Origin of the sequence: Citrobacter sp. Cu233, from assembly GCF_030332225.1 — a bacterium.
Lineage (GTDB): Bacteria > Pseudomonadota > Gammaproteobacteria > Enterobacterales > Enterobacteriaceae > Citrobacter.
Genome location: NZ_JAOWIF010000028.1, coordinates 265,707 through 280,998 on the forward strand (window position 1 = coordinate 265,707; position 15,292 = coordinate 280,998).

Annotated in this window: 15 protein-coding genes; 8 read left to right on the forward strand and 7 right to left on the reverse strand. The window is 51.7% G+C overall.

Annotated elements, in window-relative coordinates:
- The first annotated feature begins 7 nt into the window (after positions 1 to 7).
- Both OGX95_RS02075 and OGX95_RS02080 read left to right on the forward strand, forming a co-directional pair.
- Positions 8 to 1,438 (forward strand): SDR family oxidoreductase, encoded by a 1,431-nt coding sequence (locus OGX95_RS02075; RefSeq protein ID WP_286628151.1) that lies wholly within the window; start codon positions 8 to 10, stop codon positions 1,436 to 1,438.
- A 97-nt stretch (positions 1,439 to 1,535) separates the two neighbouring features.
- Complete coding sequence (locus tag OGX95_RS02080; protein WP_137382225.1) at positions 1,536 to 2,549, forward strand: 3-beta-hydroxysteroid dehydrogenase; 1,014 nt, start codon at positions 1,536 to 1,538, stop codon at positions 2,547 to 2,549.
- Between the two features lie 101 nt (positions 2,550 to 2,650).
- On the opposite strand, the gene OGX95_RS02085 is transcribed toward OGX95_RS02080, so the two are convergent.
- Positions 2,651 to 3,481, reverse strand: a complete 831-nt coding sequence (locus OGX95_RS02085; RefSeq protein ID WP_286628152.1) for an N-acetylmuramoyl-L-alanine amidase — start codon at positions 3,479 to 3,481, stop codon at positions 2,651 to 2,653.
- Positions 3,478 to 3,801: a heavy metal-binding domain-containing protein gene (locus OGX95_RS02090; protein WP_001160726.1), complete on the reverse strand. Its 324-nt coding sequence runs from the start codon at positions 3,799 to 3,801 to the stop codon at positions 3,478 to 3,480. Before OGX95_RS02090 ends, OGX95_RS02085 begins: the two co-directional genes overlap by 4 nt.
- Before the next feature lie 126 nt (positions 3,802 to 3,927).
- Here OGX95_RS02090 and OGX95_RS02095 point away from each other — a divergent pair, with 126 nt between their 5' ends.
- The 6 genes from OGX95_RS02095 to artJ all read left to right on the forward strand — a co-directional run bounded on the left by OGX95_RS02095 (position 3,928) and on the right by artJ (position 8,507).
- The gene (locus OGX95_RS02095) at positions 3,928 to 4,443 is read left to right on the forward strand and encodes a lipoprotein (protein WP_200000890.1); all 516 of its coding nucleotides are present in this window, start codon (positions 3,928 to 3,930) and stop codon (positions 4,441 to 4,443) included.
- 226 nt (positions 4,444 to 4,669) lie between these two features.
- Positions 4,670 to 5,398, forward strand: coding sequence for an arginine ABC transporter ATP-binding protein ArtP (gene artP / locus OGX95_RS02100; RefSeq protein ID WP_286628153.1), 729 nt, complete (start codon positions 4,670 to 4,672; stop codon positions 5,396 to 5,398).
- A gap of 16 nt (positions 5,399 to 5,414) precedes the next feature.
- Positions 5,415 to 6,146, forward strand: coding sequence for an arginine ABC transporter substrate-binding protein ArtI (gene artI / locus OGX95_RS02105; protein ID WP_003027298.1), 732 nt, complete (start codon positions 5,415 to 5,417; stop codon positions 6,144 to 6,146).
- 6 nt (positions 6,147 to 6,152) lie between these two features.
- Positions 6,153 to 6,869, forward strand: coding sequence for an arginine ABC transporter permease ArtQ (gene artQ / locus OGX95_RS02110; protein ID WP_286628154.1), 717 nt, complete (start codon positions 6,153 to 6,155; stop codon positions 6,867 to 6,869).
- Positions 6,869 to 7,537, forward strand: a complete 669-nt coding sequence (gene artM, locus OGX95_RS02115; protein ID WP_137382221.1) for an arginine ABC transporter permease ArtM — start codon at positions 6,869 to 6,871, stop codon at positions 7,535 to 7,537. Before artQ ends, artM begins: the two co-directional genes overlap by 1 nt.
- 238 nt (positions 7,538 to 7,775) lie before the next feature.
- Positions 7,776 to 8,507, forward strand: a complete 732-nt coding sequence (gene artJ / locus OGX95_RS02120) for an arginine ABC transporter substrate-binding protein ArtJ (RefSeq protein WP_271441340.1) — start codon at positions 7,776 to 7,778, stop codon at positions 8,505 to 8,507.
- Positions 8,508 to 8,684: 177 nt separating this feature from the next.
- Here the strand turns inward: artJ and phoH are convergent, their stop codons facing one another.
- From phoH to putP, 5 genes are all read right to left on the reverse strand, one after another.
- The gene (gene phoH / locus OGX95_RS02125) at positions 8,685 to 9,473 is read right to left on the reverse strand and encodes a phosphate starvation-inducible protein PhoH (RefSeq protein ID WP_199954506.1); all 789 of its coding nucleotides are present in this window, start codon (positions 9,471 to 9,473) and stop codon (positions 8,685 to 8,687) included.
- 520 nt (positions 9,474 to 9,993) lie between these two features.
- Positions 9,994 to 11,277 (reverse strand): iron uptake transporter deferrochelatase/peroxidase subunit, encoded by a 1,284-nt coding sequence (efeB, locus tag OGX95_RS02130; protein ID WP_286628155.1) that lies wholly within the window; start codon positions 11,275 to 11,277, stop codon positions 9,994 to 9,996.
- Positions 11,278 to 11,282: 5 nt separating this feature from the next.
- Complete coding sequence (efeO, locus tag OGX95_RS02135) at positions 11,283 to 12,410, reverse strand: iron uptake system protein EfeO (protein WP_286628156.1); 1,128 nt, start codon at positions 12,408 to 12,410, stop codon at positions 11,283 to 11,285.
- Between the two features lie 57 nt (positions 12,411 to 12,467).
- Positions 12,468 to 13,301: an iron uptake transporter permease EfeU gene (gene efeU / locus OGX95_RS02140; RefSeq protein WP_271441337.1), complete on the reverse strand. Its 834-nt coding sequence runs from the start codon at positions 13,299 to 13,301 to the stop codon at positions 12,468 to 12,470.
- 366 nt (positions 13,302 to 13,667) lie between these two features.
- Entirely contained in the window at positions 13,668 to 15,176 is a 1,509-nt protein-coding gene (putP, locus tag OGX95_RS02145; RefSeq protein ID WP_286628157.1) for a sodium/proline symporter PutP, read from the reverse strand.
- Between the last annotated feature and the right edge of the window lie 116 nt (positions 15,177 to 15,292).

Consider the following 15,292-nt stretch of genomic DNA (forward strand, 5'->3'; position numbering starts at 1 on the left):
GTCAGGCGTGCCGCAACGGATTTTAGTTCTTGGTGCCAGTGGCTACATTGGTCAGCATCTGGTTCAGGCACTCGGCCAGCAAGGGCATCAGGTGCTGGCTGCGGCACGTCGCATTGAGCGGCTGGAAAAGCAGCAACTGACCAACGTTAACTGTCATAAGATCGATTTAAATGTACCGGATACTTTGCCGCCGCTGCTGGCGGGTATTGATACCGTTTACTATCTGGTTCATGGCATGGGCGAAGGGGGCGACTTTATTGCCCATGAGCGCCTGGTCGCAGAAAACGTGCGCGATGCGCTGCGTACCACCCCGGTCAAACAACTGATCTTCCTGAGCTCATTGCAGGCTCCCAGACATGAGCAGTCCGATCACCTGCGTGCGCGCCAGATTACCGCAGATACGCTGCGCGAATCCGGTGTACCGGTGACTGAGCTACGAGCAGGCATTATCGTTGGCGCGGGTTCCGCTGCGTTTGAAGTCATGCGCGACATGGTCTATAACCTACCTGTGTTAACCCCGCCACGCTGGGTACGCTCTCGCACCACGCCTATCGCGCTGGAAAACCTGATGTATTACCTGGTGGCGTTGTTGGATCATCCGGCAAGCAAACACCGCGTACTCGAAGCAGCAGGCCCGCAGGTATTAAGCTACCAGGAGCAGTTTGAGCACTTTATGGCCGTCAGCGGTAAGCATCGGCTGTTGGTCCCTATCCCCTTTCCGACCCGTTGGATCTCGGTCTGGTTTTTAAATGTCATCACTTCGGTTCCCCCCACCACCGCAAAAGCGCTGATACAGGGTCTGAAACACGATCTGCTGGCCGATGACACTGAACTGAGGACATTGATACCCCAAAAGCTTATCGCCTTTGACGATGCGGTACGCAGCACACTCAAAGAAGAAGAGAAGCTGGTCAACTCCAGCGACTGGGGTTACGACGCTCAGGCTTTTGCACGCTGGCGTCCTGAATATGGGTATTTTGCCAAACAAGCCGGTTTTAGCGTGGAGACCTCCGCCAGCCGGAAAGCGTTGTGGCAGGTCGTGAACCGGCTCGGTGGTAAAGAAGGTTATTTCTTTGGCAACATTTTGTGGAAGACACGTGCGGCGTTAGACCTGTTAGTAGGTCACAAGCTGGCGAAAGGTCGGCCCCAACACCCATTTTTGCAGGTTGGTGATACCGTTGATAGCTGGAAAGTCATCATCGTTGAACCGGAAAAGCAGCTTACTCTGCTGTTTGGCATGAAGGCCCCTGGCCTCGGTCGCCTGAGCTTTACGCTGGAAGAAAAAGACGATCACCGACGCATTGATGTCCGGGCATGGTGGCACCCGCACGGGATGCCCGGTCTCTTCTATTGGCTATTGATGATCCCGGCGCACTTGTTCATTTTCAGAGGGATGGCGAAGCGTATTGCCAAACTTGCAGAACAAATCACAGACTAATGATAAAAAGAGACTGTATTCTTTCATGTTTCCCATTGCATACGAGCGTATTTCACGGAAGAATGCGCACGACGTTTTTTAAACACAGTGGATTGATATGAAGGTACTGGTTACCGGAGCCACCAGCGGCTTGGGCCGAAACGCGGTTGAGTTTTTGTGCAGAAAAGGCATCAGCGTCAGAGCCACCGGTCGCAACGAAGCGATGGGTAAGCTGCTGGAAAAAATGGGGGCAGAATTTGTCCATGCGGATCTGACCGAGCTGGTCTCTTCGCAGGCAAAAGTGATGCTCGCAGGTATCGACACACTATGGCACTGCTCCAGTTTCACCTCACCGTGGGGCACGCAGGAAGCCTTCGATCTGGCCAACGTCCGTGCTACCCGTCGTCTGGGCGAGTGGGCCGTTGCCTGGGGTGTGCGTAACTTTATTCATATCTCCTCTCCATCACTGTATTTTGACTATCACCACCATCGTGATATCAAAGAGGACTTCCGCCCACATCGCTTCGCCAACGAATTCGCCCGCAGCAAAGCCGCTGGTGAAGAGGTTATTGCGCTGTTAGCGCAGGCCAACCCGCAGACCCGTTTTACGGTCTTGCGTCCGCAAAGTCTGTTCGGCCCTCATGATAAAGTGTTTATCCCGCGTCTGGCGCATATGATGCATCACTACGGCAGCATTCTGTTGCCGCACGGCGGAAGTGCGCTGGTAGATATGACCTACTACGAGAACGCGGTGCATGCGATGTGGCTGGCAAGTCAGACAACCTGCGATAAACTGCCGTCAGGTCGTGCCTATAACATTACCAACGGCGAGCATCGCACCCTGCGCAGCATCGTGCAGAAGCTCATTGATGAGCTGAATATTGATTGCCGTATTCGTTCGGTTCCTTATCCGATGCTGGACATGATCGCCCGCAGCATGGAGCGTCTTGGTAATAAATCGGCTAAAGAACCCAAACTCACGCATTACGGTGTGTCGAAGCTTAATTTTGATTTTACGCTGGATACAACGCGCGCTCAGGAGGAGTTAGGCTATCAGCCCGTAGTCACGCTGGACGAAGGGATTGAACGTACCGCGGCCTGGTTGCGCGACCACGGCAAGTTACCACGTTAAGCGGGTTGCCATTGCCGGATGGCGGCGCAAGCGCCTTATCCGGCTTACATACCTGCCCGAACTAACCGTTGGCTAGATCCATCAGGCATCGGTGATCTGCGTTAACCCTGCCCGTATTTCTCCAGTAACGCCTCGGCAATCGCCTGGGTTTCAGCATCCGCCACGCCGTTCCACAACGCCGGACGGAAGTGCATCTGGAACGCCATAATCACCCGTTGTTGTTCACGTGGCGTCATTTCAGGTTTAACGTCGTAGCCATAGCGCGACAACACATCAAGCAACGGGGCGATATCTACCGGCGTATGAGGCGCACGTCCGGCGAGATAAAACGTGACGCGCTGCGCATCCGGCCACGCGCCAATACCTTGCGCTGCCAGCTCACGCCACGGAAACAGGGGACCGGGATCATCTTTACGCTGTGGCGCAATATCCGCATGAGCCACGACGTTTTGTGGCTTGATGTCGTAACGGGCAATAATATCCTTTGCCAGCGGGATCAGCGCCTGGATTTGTGTTGCTTCAAACGGGGTGAAATATTTCGTTCCCGCCGACTTTTGCCAGCCGCGGTTTTCCAGCTCAATACCAATCGATGTGTCGTTGATGCGCGTGGCGCCACGCCAGAAGCTAATCCCCGCATGCCAGGCCAAATCTTTTTCCGGGACCAGTTGCCAGATACGCGGCTTGCCGTGATACAACGGCGGCACTGCCGGGATCAAATAATGTGAACTGACGTTTTTATCCGTCAGCGTAGCCAGCGATGAATCAAAATCATCTGCGGTGTAATGAATAACCAACACCTTAATGCGTGGATAGGCCGCCTGAGCCTGACGGCGGGTATCTAACTGATACCCGTCTTTATCGATAACCCCTTTCTCGCCGGCACACCCGGTCAACAGCAGCGTGAACGCCAGCAACCACAGCAGACGGTTCATCGGCGAGTTTTTACCGCGGTACCGCTGACGCTTACCATCAGCATACTGCTATCTTTCCCGACCGTCTCGTAATCAATATCGATACCGACAACCGCATCAGCGCCCAATGCTTTGGCTTGTTCACCGAGTTCCTGGAAGGCAATTTCACGCGCTTTACGTAGTTCTTTTTCATATGCGCCGGAGCGCCCGCCGACGATATCACGGATACCCGCAAAGAAATCGCGGAAGATATTTGCACCCAGAATAGCTTCACCGGTTACCACACCGCAGTATTCCACGATGCTCTGCCCTTCAAGTGTAGGGGTGGTCGAAAACTGCATGGTTAATCTCCTTATAGTGCTAAGAGCACGATCTCAAAAGCATTATCAAACCGATCCACTATCATTGAAAGGATATATTCTATCAACGTAGAACACTAATCGTAGAAAGCTAATAAGGAAATCATTATGCGCTACTCGAAACTCTCTCTGCTGGTTCCCTGTGCACTTCTTCTCAGCGCCTGTACTACCGTGACGCCGGTCTATAAAGATAACGGCACGCGTAGCGGTTCATGCGTAGAAGGCGGGCCAGACAGCGTGGCTCAACAATTCTATGATTACCGTATTCAGCATCGAAACAATGACATTACCGCCCTTCGCCCGTACCTCAGCGACAACCTGGCTAAACTGCTGAACGATGCCAGCCGTGATAACGCGCATCGCGAACTGTTTAACAGCGATCCGTTCTCCAGTCGCGCCACGTTACCGGACAGCGCCAGCGTCGCCAGCGCATCGACTATTCCGAATAGTGATGCACGCAATATTCCGCTGCGCGTAGAGCTTAAACAGGGCGACCAAAGCTGGCGTGATGAAGTGTTGATGATCCGCGAAGGCCAGTGCTGGGTCGTTGACGATGTCCGCTATCTGGGCGGTAGCGTGCACGCGCCAGCCGGGACACTGCGCCAGTCCGTCGAAAACCGCTAATCTCCCCATTCAGCTCACCAAATCATAACCCCCATAAATTGTCTGGCATTCTGCATAGAATGCCGACAATTATTCTTGCCCACTGGTGACCCCGCTATTTTGTGCTATGTTTAGATAAGAATGCGGTTCGCATTTAACTTTTAACGCATAAATATTGCATAACTATTCTGTCAAAGGTAGTATCTGCGGCTTCAATAGCTATCAGACTGCCAGTATACGAGTGTCAATGAGTATTCAATTAAACGGCATTAACTGCTTCTACGGCGCACATCAGGCGCTGTTCGATATCACGCTGGATTGCCCTCAGGGTGAAACACTGGTGTTACTTGGCCCAAGTGGAGCCGGGAAAAGCTCGCTACTGCGTGTACTCAATCTGCTTGAGATGCCGCGCTCGGGCACGCTCTCTATTGCGGGTAACCGCTTCGACTTCACGAAAACCCCATCAGATAAAGCCATTCGTGAGCTGCGTCAAAACGTAGGCATGGTCTTTCAGCAATACAATCTATGGCCGCACCTGACGGTACAGCAAAACCTCATTGAAGCGCCCTGCCGCGTACTTGGTCTGACGAAAGAACAAGCGCTGGCGCGTGCTGAAAAACTGCTTGAGCGTCTGCGCCTGAAGCCTTACAGCGATCGCTACCCGCTGCACCTGTCCGGCGGTCAGCAGCAGCGTGTGGCGATTGCCCGTGCGTTGATGATGGAACCACAGGTGCTGCTGTTTGACGAACCTACCGCAGCGCTTGACCCGGAAATCACGGCCCAAATCGTCAGCATCATTCGTGAGCTGGCGGAAACCAACATTACTCAGGTGATCGTCACCCACGAAGTGGAAGTTGCACGTAAAACAGCCAGTCGTGTGGTGTATATGGAAAACGGTCATATCGTCGAGTTTGGGGATGCGAGCTGCTTTGCCAACCCGCAAACCGAAGCGTTTAAAAACTATCTTTCTCACTAAGATTCGGGACAATACAATGAAAAAAGTTCTGATTGCCGCGCTAATCGCAGGTTTTAGTCTTTCCGCTACCGCAGCCCAAACCATTCGTTTCGCTACCGAAGCGTCCTATCCTCCGTTTGAATCCATCGATGCTAATAACAAGATCGTGGGCTTTGACGTTGATTTGGCGAATGCGCTGTGTAAAGAGATTGACGCCACATGTACATTCACCAATCAGGCCTTCGACAGCCTGATCCCCAGCCTGAAGTTCCGCCGTTTTGACGCGGTAATGGCCGGTATGGACATCACACCAGAGCGTGAAAAGCAGGTACTGTTCACGACACCTTACTACGACAACTCTGCGCTGTTTGTCGGCCAGCAGGGTAAATACACCAGCATCGACCAGCTGAAAGGCAAAAAAGTCGGCGTACAGAACGGTACCACGCACCAAAAATTCATCATGGATAAACATCCGGAAGTGACTACCGTGCCATATGACAGCTATCAGAATGCCAAACTGGATCTGCAAAACGGTCGTATTGATGGCGTCTTTGGTGATACCGCAGTGGTAACGGAATGGCTGAAAGACAACCCGAAACTGGCTGCCGTTGGCGATAAAGTGACGGACAAAGATTACTTCGGTACCGGTCTGGGCATTGCTGTGCGCCAGGGTAATACCGAGCTGCAGCAGAAATTTAACGCTGCGCTGGAAAAAGTGAAGAAAGATGGGACTTACGAAACCATCTATAACAAATGGTTCCAGAAGTAATATTTGATGAATGAATTTTTTCCTTTAGCAAGCGCCGCCGGGATGACCGTCGGCCTTGCCGTTTGTGCGCTGATTATTGGCCTTGCGCTCGCCATGTTCTTTGCCGTCTGGGAGTCTGTAAAATGGCGTCCGGTGGCATGGGCAGGTTCAGCGCTGGTCACTATCCTGCGCGGGTTACCAGAAATTCTGGTCGTTCTGTTTATCTATTTCGGTTCCTCTCAACTGCTGCTTACGCTGGCCGATGGCTTTACAATCAACCTTGGGTTCGTACAAATCCCCGTTCAGATGCAGATTGAAAACTTCGACGTCAGCCCCTTCCTGTGCGGTGTGATTGCGCTGTCACTGCTTTATGCAGCCTATGCCTCACAAACGCTGCGCGGTGCGTTGAAAGCGGTTCCGATTGGACAATGGGAATCAGGCCAGGCGCTGGGTTTATCTAAAACCGCGATTTTCTTTCGCCTGGTGATGCCGCAAATGTGGCGCCATGCCCTGCCGGGTCTGGGTAACCAGTGGCTGGTGTTGCTGAAAGATACCGCGCTGGTTAGCCTCATCAGCGTGAACGATCTGATGCTACAAACGAAGAGCATTGCGACCCGTACTCAGGAACCCTTTACCTGGTACATCGTCGCGGCGGCTATTTACCTGGTGATTACGCTGGTGAGTCAGTACATTCTCAAACGCATTGACCTGCGCGCGACACGTTTTGAGCGGAGACCAGGCTAATGCTTGAGTATTTACCTGAACTACTGAAAGGGCTGCACACCAGCCTGACGCTGACGGTCGCCTCGATTGTGGTGGCTCTGGTTCTGGCGTTGGTTTTCACTGTTATCCTGACACTGAAAACGCCGGTACTGGTATGGCTGGTTCGCGCCTATATCACGTTGTTTACCGGTACACCGCTGCTGGTGCAAATATTCCTGATTTACTACGGACCAGGGCAGTTCCCTGCGCTGCAGGAATATCCAGTGCTCTGGCATTTGCTGTCCGAACCATGGCTGTGCGCGTTAATCGCACTGTCCTTAAACAGTGCGGCCTATACCACGCAACTGTTTTACGGTGCGATTCGAGCAATCCCGGAAGGCCAGTGGCAGTCCTGTGGTGCGCTGGGAATGAGCAAAAAGGATACGCTGGCCATTCTGCTGCCGTATGCCTTTAAACGCGCCCTCTCCTCGTATTCCAACGAAGTGGTACTGGTCTTTAAAAGTACCTCACTGGCGTACACCATCACACTGATGGAAGTCATGGGCTACAGCCAACTGCTGTACGGCCGTACCTATGACGTCATGGTCTTTGGTGCCGCTGGCGTGATTTACCTGATCGTCAATGGCTTGCTGACGTTGATGATGCGCTTAATCGAACGTAAAGCCCTGGCGTTTGAACACCGGAATTAAGTCGATGGCGCTACGGTTTATGCGCCAATGTTGGCGGATAAGGTGCTAGCACCGTCATCCGGCAAATGTGCATAAAGCAAAAATATAAAGACGGACAACATTCTAAATTGTCCGTCTTTTTTTACGCATGGAAAAATATTTAATCATTTTTATTGCATACAAATTCATTAAATGGCATTGTGAATCCACGCCGCAGACACGGTAAATAATCATAAGATTGACAGACGGGAGTTCCACCATGAAAAAGTTAGTACTGGCCGCATTACTTGCTACTTTCGCCGCTGGCGCCGCAGCTGCTGATAAGATTAGTTTCGGTGTATCAGCAACCTATCCACCATTCGAATCACTGGACGCCAGCAATAAAATTGTCGGTTTTGATATCGATCTGGCAACAGCATTGTGCAAACAAATGCAGGCTGAATGTACTTTTACTAATCATGCTTTCGACAGCCTGATCCCCGCGCTGAAATTCAAAAAATATGATGCGGTGATTTCCGGTATGGACATCACGCCTGAACGTAGCAAGCAGGTTTCCTTCACCCAGCCGTACTATGCCAACTCAGCGCTGGTAATTGCGAAGAAAGACACCTATAAAAGCTTTGATGACTTGAAAGGTAAACGTATTGGGATGGAGAACGGTACCACGCACCAAAAATACCTGCAGGACAAACATCCTGAAGTAAAAACCGTGGCCTACGACAGCTATCAGAATGCCATCATCGACCTGAAAAACGGCCGTATTGATGGCGTATTTGGCGACACTGCCGTCGTCAATGAGTGGCTGAAAACCAATCCACAGTTAGGTACTGCAACGGCAAAAGTCACCGATCCGCAGTACTTTGGTACGGGTCTTGGTATTGCTGTTCGCCCGGATAATAAAGCACTGCTGGAAAAACTGAACAATGCGCTGGCCGCGATCAAAGCTGACGGCACGTACCAGAAAATCAGTGACCAGTGGTTCCCACAGTAATCTCTGTCTTGTTTAAAAAGCCGCGACCAGCGGCTTTTTTATTGCTATGTTCCCATGCGGGATACAACGCGAACACCTGACCTCACCCACAATGTCAGCCACGCCATCAGTCAGTTGTGCTCATAGTGGTACAAAAAACAAAGCCCGGTTTCCCGGGCCTTGAAGACGCAGAGCAGATCAGTTGTAAGCATTGAGCGTCCGCTGACACAGTGCCGAGCGAACGCAATCATCTTTGTTGAATCGAACGATCCCAACCATGTCATCTTCTTCGAAACGGGCCAGCGCATCGCTTAGCCCTGAACGAACATGAGCGGGGAGATCGCACTGGGTAATATCCCCATTCACAATTACCGTCACATTCTCTCCGAGGCGAGTCAAAAACATCTTCATTTGCGCAGCAGTCACATTCTGTGCCTCATCCAGAATAACAACGGCATTTTCAAATGTACGTCCCCGCATATACGCGAACGGCGCGATTTCTACCTTACCAATCTCAGGTCGCAGGCAATATTGCATAAAAGAAGCTCCCAGACGTTTTACCAGCACGTCATAAACCGGACGAAAATAGGGAGCGAATTTCTCGGAAACATCCCCAGGTAAGAAGCCGAGGTCTTCATCAGCTTGCAGAACTGGACGGGTTACAATGATCCTGTCCACATCTTTGTGGATCAGAGCTTCTGCTGCTTTCGCCGCGCTGATCCAGGTTTTACCACACCCGGCTTCGCCCGTGGCGAATATCAGCTGCTTACTCTCGATAGCATTCAGGTAGTGCGCCTGAGCTTCATTTCGCGCCGTGATCGGTGTGGCGTCGCGGCTATCACGCGCCATACCAATCGCTTCTACGCCGCCCATCTGCACAAGCGAGGTGACCGATTCATCTTCGCGCTGTTTATGGCTACGCGAATCCCGCCTCAGCACACGTTTTGCTTCGCGACGAGCTTTGATCACTGCTTTTTGTCTTCCCATGGATAGCACCTTGAGTTGTAGGTATACATCACACGCGCCGTTGGCGGCACGATTATGCGCACGAACATCTGAGGGTTGGCTTCCTTGTAAGCCATTGCCTGCCTTCGGATAAGACGCCATACACGGCTACGCGCACCGTACAGGGTGTCAGTTACAAGGATAAGAAGTGAAAGGGAGAGAGATTTAACGGTGACGAGATGGCTACCGGAAGAGAAACGTCCGCGTAAGGGACTGCAATAACTTTGAGAGACGTGTCCAGTACAGGACTTTTCCATTCGCGATCTCCATAGTGAATGACTATCACCGCCGGGAACTACCGCTATTACTTATAATTACATCATAACCTTTCGTTAATGCAACAATATTTTTACTTGTTGTTAACTTAATTTCATCTTATCGCCAGCAACAGTCTCTTGCAGAGAGATGACAGAATTATTTCAGTCGCCGCCGATCATGAAAAATAATTTTTTCATTCATCAGAATGTCAGGAAATGCCCCGCAGCGCTGCGGGGCACAATCATCATGCTTCGAGCAGGGCTTGTCCCAGATAGTGGTCAGCGGTTTTGACACCAGGTAAAGCAAAGAAGTAGCCCCCACCAATAGGTTTGATATACTCCTCAAGCGCTTCACCGTTCAGGCGTTTCTGAACCGTCAGAAACCCTTTTTCCAGGTCGTGCTGATAGCAAACGAACAACAATCCCATATCCAATTGCCCGGAATTGGTCACGCCAAGCGAATAGCTGTACCCACGACGCATCATCAGGCTGGTCTCTGTTTCTTTCGTGCGCGGGTTCGCCAGACGAATATGGCTGTCGAGTGCAATCACCTCGCCTTCGGGATCGTTGGCGTAATCCGGCACATCATGCTCGTGCTGCATTCCCAGCGGTGCGCCGGTATGTTTATCGCGGCCGAAAATCGTTTGCTGCTCTTTAAGCGGCGTACGGTCCCAGAATTCCACGCGAAACTGGATGAGCCTGACGGCCTGATAGCTACCATCTTGTGCCCATGCCGGTTCTCCCTGTTCGGCAGTGACCCACACCACGTTTTGCATCAGCGTTGTATCGGCAGCGTCGGGATTCGCGGTTCCATCCTTAAATCCCAGCAAATTGACGGGAGTCTCTTTACCTTTACTGCGTGCGGCATGATCAGAGATAAACCCTTCACGTTTCCAGCGCACGCTGAGTAGATCCGGCGTGTGCTTAATGATATCGCGCAGCGCATGGATAACGGTGTCCTGCGTATTGGCGCAAATCTGCAACAGCAAATCACCATGGCATAACGCCGCATCCAGTGAGTCATTCGGAAAACGCGTCATTTTTTGCAGTTTTTTTGGCATCAGTGCTTTCAGACCATAACGATCATCAAACAGTGAAGATCCCACTGACAGCGTCATCGTCAGATTATCCGGCGCGATGTATGCCCCCAGAATACCGGAATCCATTGGCGGTAAACGTGGATTCGGCGTTTCTGGCGCCGGGCCGCCGGTGGTCAGAAATGCAAAACGGCGGGTCAGTAAACGAAACAGACGCTCAAGGTCAGCTTTATCGCTGGCGAGCACATCAAACGCCACCAGCATCATTGAGGCTTGCTGCGGCGTCAGGATCCCGGCCTGGTGCTGGCCATAAAACGGTTGTTTCTCACTGCGTGCATCAGGTGACAGTGTTCCCGGCGCACTTTGCGGTTTTTGCGCGTGAGCGACCGGGCATCCGCCCGCCAGCGCCAGTGCCCCACCCAGCGCCCCCATCCCTTTCAGTAAACGTCGGCGTGACGGTTCACTCACGCCGTTTTCATTATCTTGCTGCATGATGCTTAATCCAGACCCAGTACGCCGCGTAATTGAGACAGATCTTCCGCCAGCGTCGTGATAGGTCCTTTCAGAGCGTTACGGTCGGCATCGGTCAGTTTGTCGTAGGTTTCAAAACCGTCTTTGGTGCGATATTTAGCCAGGATGCTATCAACTTTTTTGAAGTTCGCATCCACTTTTGCCAACAGCCCGGCATTGGATTTTTGCAACTGAGGGCGCAGGAGATCGACGATTTTCTGCGCGCCATCAACGTTAGCCTGGAAGTCCCACAAATCGGTGTGGCTGTAACGATCTTCTTCTCCACTAATTTTGCTGGCTGCGACTTCTTCAATCAGTCCGGCCGCACCACCAACTACTTTAGACGGTGGAAAAGCCAGTTCGCTAATACGCGTTTGCAGATCGATAACGTCAGTATTCAGCTGGTCAGCATACTTTTCCATGCCTTTGGTGGAGTTATCGCCAAACAGCGCTTTTTCCAAACGGTGGAAGCCAGTAAATTTCGGATCGGCAGCTTTTTGCTCATAATCATCTTCACGTGCATCAATGCTACCATCGAGGTCGGAGAACAATTCGGCAATCGGCTCAATACGTTCATAATGCTGACGCGTTGGCGCATACAGGGATTTGGCTTTCTCCAGATCGCCCGCTTTAATGGCATCCGTAAAGGCTTTCGTGCCAGTCACCAGTTGCGCGGTTTCTGCCGTTACATAAGCTTTGTATTCAGTAATTGCACCACTCAGGCTCAGCAGCGCATCGCTGTGCGCGGCATCTGCCGTTGCAGTCCCCTTCACGATCAGCTTGCCTTTCGGGTTGGTCAGCAGACCGCAGGTCATATCATATTCACCCGGCTGCAAGTTAGCCGTCATTTTCTGGCTAAAACCGGGCGCAATGTTTTCCCGCTCTTCGACCACCATCACGCCTTTGAGGATCTCCCACTCCAGCGCTTTTTGACTGTGGTTCTGAATGATGAACTGAGTCTTCCCGGCATTCACCGTGATTGTCATCGGTTCACACTGTTTGTCATTTACCGTGACTTTTACCTGCGGGATATCAGCTGCGTGAGCGGTAAAAGCAGAAGTAAACAGCGCGGCAATACCCAACTGCAGCGCATTACGGCGGAAATTAATCGTCATGACCCATCCCTATAAAAAGTATGTTGTAATTAAATGATATTCTTGCATCACGTTTTATCAGGGTGCGGTCCTTGATGCCGTAGTGCCTGAACGAGGTGGCAGAGCAAACATAATCAATGCCGGAATCAGATAGATAAACCAGACAGCAACTTCACTAACGCTTGGCGCTTCCTGATAGCCGAAGATCCCTTCCATCAATGTGCCAAACAGCGAATGCGTTGACAGAACACTGCTCATATCAAACGCCACGTCCTGGAAATGATTCCATAACCCAGCTTCGTGGAATGCACGAATGGCCCCCGCAGCAAGACCTGCGGCAACCAACAAAATGAACAGACTGGTCCACTTAAAGAAAGCTCCAAGATTGAGGCGGATCCCGCCGAGGTAAATCAGGTAGCCCAGTACAACGGCGGTTGCCAGACCCAGCATCGCTCCTAGCGGCGGCCAAATACCCACATCCTGCTGAAATGCCGCCAGCAGAAAGAAGACAGACTCCAGCCCTTCACGGGCGACGGCAAAAAAGACCATCATCACCAGCGCCCAGCCATGATGATTGCCTTTCTGTAGCGCGTTATCGACAGCCTGTTCCAGTTGAACTTTGACGTTGCGCGATACTTTACGCATCCAGAAGACCATCCAGGTCAGGATCACCACGGCAATAAGTGCCACGATACCTTCAAATAGCTCCTGCTCTTTTTGCGGGAATTCGCCCGTGGTTTCATTGATGAAAATTCCCAGCGAGAGGCACAGCGCCGCCGCCAGCAACACACCAATCCACATCACGCCAATCCAGCGACCACGCTGAGTCCGTTTCAGGTAGCTGGCAATCAGGCTGACAATCAGCGCGGCCTCTAACCCTTCGCGCAACATAATTAAAAATGGAACAAACATGCGAAGTACCCTTTAACGTTATTCTCAGTCAATTGGTGCAAAGAAAAGTAAATTACACTGATAGTGATTATCATTACAGCAAGGAAAAACTCAAGCAGAATGTTTTGAGAATGATGACTTAATGTAAACAGTTAGCTAAGTAACAGTTATTGCACATCGGATTGAAGGGATGGAAGACATCACAAAGCCAGCTCGGTGGTTAATGCTGATCACTCCAGGGTTTTGGCGAGCGGTAGGCCGGATGGCGCTTCGCTTATCCGGCCTACAACGTGATTCCCTTATCAGCATAATGGTGAATTTATCGGTGTCATTATGCTGAACTGAACTGGGTTGCCCTCGCGGCGGGCTTTGAAAGCAATACCGCGATTATTCTTCCTGCAAACGCGACGGCGGTGCTGAATGGTAATGAGCATCAGCCTCGGCAAAACGTTTCTGCATTGCTGCTGATGGCGCTTTACCCCACAGACTGAAGACCACAATCCCGATGCTACCAAACACGAAGCCTGGGATGATTTCATACAGACCCAGCCAGGCAAACTGCTTCCAGACGATAACCGTCACTGCGCCAATGACCATCCCTGCCAGCGCGCCGTTACGGGTCATACGCGACCACATGACGGAGAACAGTACAACCGGGCCAAACGCCGCACCGAAGCCCGCCCAGGCGTAACTCACCAGACCGAGCACACGGTTCTCTGGGTTTGCCGCCAGCGCGATGGACACCAGCGCCACGACCAGCACCATGATACGCCCAATCCATACCAGCTCTTTCTGGCTGGCATTTTTACGCAGAAACGCTTTGTACAAATCTTCAGTGATGGCACTGGAGCACACCAGCAACTGGCAACTCAGCGTCGACATCACCGCTGCGAGGATCGCAGATAACAGAATACCGGCAATCCACGGGTTGAATAGGATCTGCGCCAGTTCAATAAACACGCGCTCGGCGTTCTGGTTAACCGCACCAGCCAGCGACGGGTTATTATTGAAGTAAGCAATACCGAAGAAACCAACGGCAACAGCGCCAGCCAGACACAGAATCATCCAGGTCATACTGATGCGACGTGCGTGGACAATACTATGGTGGGAATCGGCAGCCATAAAGCGCGCCAGGATATGCGGCTGACCGAAATAACCCAATCCCCAGCCCATCAGTGAGATGATGGCGACAAAGTTCAGCCCTTTGAACATATCGACGTTTTCAATGCTCTTTTGCTTAATCACTTCCAGCGAGTCTTCAAATCCGCCGACACCAATAATGACCATCACCGGCGTCAGGATCAGGGCGAAGATCATCAGGCTGGCCTGTACGGTATCGGTCCAGCTCACCGCAAGGAAGCCACCAATAAAGGTGTAAATGATCGTAGCAGCAGCCCCCGCCCATAGCGCCGTTTCATAGCTCATGCCAAAGGTGCTTTCGAACAGACGCGCCCCTGCCACAATACCTGAAGCACAATAGATGGTGAAAAACAGCAGAATAACCAGTGCAGAGATAATTCGCAGGATACGACTTTTATCTTCAAAACGGCCGGTAAAGTAATCCGGCAACGTCAGTGCGTTGTTATTGTATTCGGTGTGTACACGTAAACGCCCGGCCACCAGCTTCCAGTTGATCCAGGCCCCTAATATCAGGCCGATAGCGATCCAACTCTCTGAAATTCCGGACAGGAAAATCGCACCTGGTAGCCCCATCAGCAGCCAGCCGCTCATGTCGGATGCCCCAGCGGATAACGCCGTTACGAACGGCCCCAGACTGCGTCCACCCAGAATATAATCATCAAAGTTTTTGGTCGAACGCCATGCAATAAACCCTATCAATATCATGCCAAAAATATAGACACAGAATGTGACTAACATCGGTGTGCTAATAGCCATCAAAACTCTCCAAAATTATGTATCGGCAATGCCGTGGCTTGCCGTTTTATTACCCTGCCGGAACGTGGCAAAGATATCTATATTGACCAGGGCGACCGTATGCTGCCGGAAGCGAT